Below are 3093 nucleotides of genomic sequence, written 5' to 3' on the forward strand. Positions count from 1 at the left end.
ATTCTTTGGCATTCGGAGTTTATCTGAGATTGGTAATCCGGGATGGACCCCTCACCCAAACAGTGCTCTACCTCCAAGAATCTTTATGTCGACGCTAGCCCTAAAGCTATTTCGGAGAGAACCAGCTATCTCCAAGTTCGTTTGGAATTTCTCCGCTACCCACAAGTCATCCAAGCACTTTTCAACGTGCCCTGGTTCGGTCCTCCAGTGCGTCTTACCGCACCTTCAACCTGCTCATGGGTAGGTCACATGGTTTCGGGTCTACGACATGATACTAATGCGCCCTATTCAGACTCGGTTTCCCTACGGCTCCGTCTCTTCAACTTAACCTCGCATCATATCGTAACTCGCCGGTTCATTCTACAAAAGGCACGCTCTCACCCATTAACGGGCTCGAACTTGTTGTAGGCACACGGTTTCAGGTTCTATTTCACTCCCCTCCCGGGGTGCTTTTCACCTTTCCCTCACGGTACTGGTTCACTATCGGTCACTAGGGAGTATTTAGGGTTGGGAGATGGTCCTCCCAGATTCCGACGGGATTTCTCGTGTCCCGCCGTACTCAGGATACTGCTAGGTACAAAGACTATTTTAAATACGAGGCTCTTACTCTCTTTGGCTGATTTTCCCAAATCATTCTTCTATAATCTTTGAGTCCACTTTGCAGTCCTACAACCCCGAAGAGTAAACTCTTCGGTTTGCCCTCCTGCCGTTTCGCTCGCCGCTACTAAGGCAATCGCTTTTGCTTTCTCTTCCTGCAGCTACTTAGATGTTTCAGTTCACTGCGTCTTCCTCCTCATATCCTTAACAGATATGGGTAACAGGTAGTACCTGTTGGGTTCCCCCATTCGGAAATCCCTGGATCATCGCTTACTTACAGCTACCCAAGGCATATCGTCGTTTGTCACGTCCTTCTTCGGCTCCTAGTGCCAAGGCATCCACCGTGCGCCCTTATTAACTTAACCTTATTTTCTGACCTTTCAGTCATAAACTCTTTTAATACTACAGCGTTTCGGTTTATTTTCTTGTTACTATTTGATATAGATATTCAATTTTCAATGTGCATTACTTGGTGATCTCTCACCAATGGAGCCTAGCGGGATCGAACCGCTGACCTCCTGCGTGCAAAGCAGGCGCTCTCCCAGCTGAGCTAAGGCCCCACAAGACCTCTCAAGACTAAACAAGACCAATGCGCAGTTCCTTATCCTTAGAAAGGAGGTGATCCAGCCGCACCTTCCGATACGGCTACCTTGTTACGACTTCACCCCAATCATCTATCCCACCTTAGGCGGCTGGCTCCTTACGGTTACCTCACCGACTTCGGGTGTTACAAACTCTCGTGGTGTGACGGGCGGTGTGTACAAGGCCCGGGAACGTATTCACCGCGGCGTGCTGATCCGCGATTACTAGCGATTCCGACTTCATGTAGGCGAGTTGCAGCCTACAATCCGAACTGAGACTGGCTTTAAGAGATTAGCTTACCGTCACCGGCTTGCGACTCGTTGTACCAGCCATTGTAGCACGTGTGTAGCCCAGGTCATAAGGGGCATGATGATTTGACGTCATCCCCACCTTCCTCCGGTTTATTACCGGCAGTCTCGCTAGAGTGCCCAACTAAATGATGGCAACTAACAATAGGGGTTGCGCTCGTTGCGGGACTTAACCCAACATCTCACGACACGAGCTGACGACAACCATGCACCACCTGTCACCTCTGTCCCGAAGGAAAACTCTATCTCTAGAGCGGTCAGAGGGATGTCAAGACCTGGTAAGGTTCTTCGCGTTGCTTCGAATTAAACCACATGCTCCACCGCTTGTGCGGGCCCCCGTCAATTCCTTTGAGTTTCAACCTTGCGGTCGTACTCCCCAGGCGGAGTGCTTAATGCGTTAGCTGCGGCACTAAACCCCGGAAAGGGTCTAACACCTAGCACTCATCGTTTACGGCGTGGACTACCAGGGTATCTAATCCTGTTTGCTCCCCACGCTTTCGAGCCTCAGCGTCAGTTACAAGCCAGAGAGCCGCTTTCGCCACCGGTGTTCCTCCATATATCTACGCATTTCACCGCTACACATGGAATTCCACTCTCCCCTCTTGCACTCAAGTTAAACAGTTTCCAAAGCGTACTATGGTTAAGCCACAGCCTTTAACTTCAGACTTATCTAACCGCCTGCGCTCGCTTTACGCCCAATAAATCCGGACAACGCTCGGGACCTACGTATTACCGCGGCTGCTGGCACGTAGTTAGCCGTCCCTTTCTGGTAAGATACCGTCACAGTGTGAACTTTCCACTCTCACACTCGTTCTTCTCTTACAACAGAGCTTTACGATCCGAAAACCTTCTTCACTCACGCGGCGTTGCTCGGTCAGACTTCCGTCCATTGCCGAAGATTCCCTACTGCTGCCTCCCGTAGGAGTCTGGGCCGTGTCTCAGTCCCAGTGTGGCCGATCACCCTCTCAGGTCGGCTATGTATCGTCGCCTTGGTGAGCCGTTACCCCACCAACTAGCTAATACAACGCAGGTCCATCTGGTAGTGATGCATTTGCACCTTTCAATGGATTATCATGCGATAATCCATTTTATGCGGTATTAGCTATCGTTTCCAATAGTTATCCCCCGCTACCAGGCAGGTTACCTACGCGTTACTCACCCGTTCGCAACTCATCCGCTCGGTGCAAGCACCAAGCTTCAGCGTTCTACTTGCATGTATTAGGCACGCCGCCAGCGTTCGTCCTGAGCCAGGATCAAACTCTCATTAAAAGTTTGAGTTCTCACTCATTTCTGTCACTGACAGATTTATTGTTTTTTTCATTGTTCAGTACTATAACCTTAGTTATAGTGCCCTGCACATTGGTTCGTCTTGTTCAGTTTTCAAAGGTCTTTGTCACTCAATCTCTCTCAAGCGACAACTATATTAGTATATCACAGCTGCTCTCGCTTGTCAACACTTTTTTGAAACTTTTTTGAACTTTTTTCATCAAGTGTTCCATCCGCAACATACCATAGTCCGTACGGGATTCGAACCCGTGTTACCGCCGTGAAAAGGCGGTGTCTTAACCCCTTGACCAACGGACCTTGAGCTTTTCAACTCTTTCTA

At 49.5% G+C, this 3093-nt stretch carries 2 tRNA genes and 2 rRNA genes (1 of these 4 running past the window's edge); all 4 read right to left on the minus strand.

The annotated features are described in order from the left end of the window. Positions 1-962, minus strand: a 23S ribosomal RNA gene (locus HMPREF9188_RS09930) (it extends 1940 nt beyond the left edge of the window). A 122-nt stretch (positions 963-1084) separates the two neighbouring features. Next, positions 1085-1157: transfer RNA gene (locus HMPREF9188_RS09935), tRNA-Ala, on the minus strand. A 51-nt stretch (positions 1158-1208) separates the two neighbouring features. Then, positions 1209-2756 (minus strand): 16S ribosomal RNA (locus tag HMPREF9188_RS09940). Together the 16S and 23S rRNA genes with 2 tRNA genes alongside form the textbook arrangement of a ribosomal RNA operon. Before the next feature lie 243 nt (positions 2757-2999). Further along, a tRNA-Glu gene (locus HMPREF9188_RS09945) sits at positions 3000-3071 on the minus strand. Between the last annotated feature and the right edge of the window lie 22 nt (positions 3072-3093).

The sequence above is a fragment of the Streptococcus sp. F0441 genome (genome assembly GCF_000314775.2).
Classification (GTDB): domain Bacteria; phylum Bacillota; class Bacilli; order Lactobacillales; family Streptococcaceae; genus Streptococcus.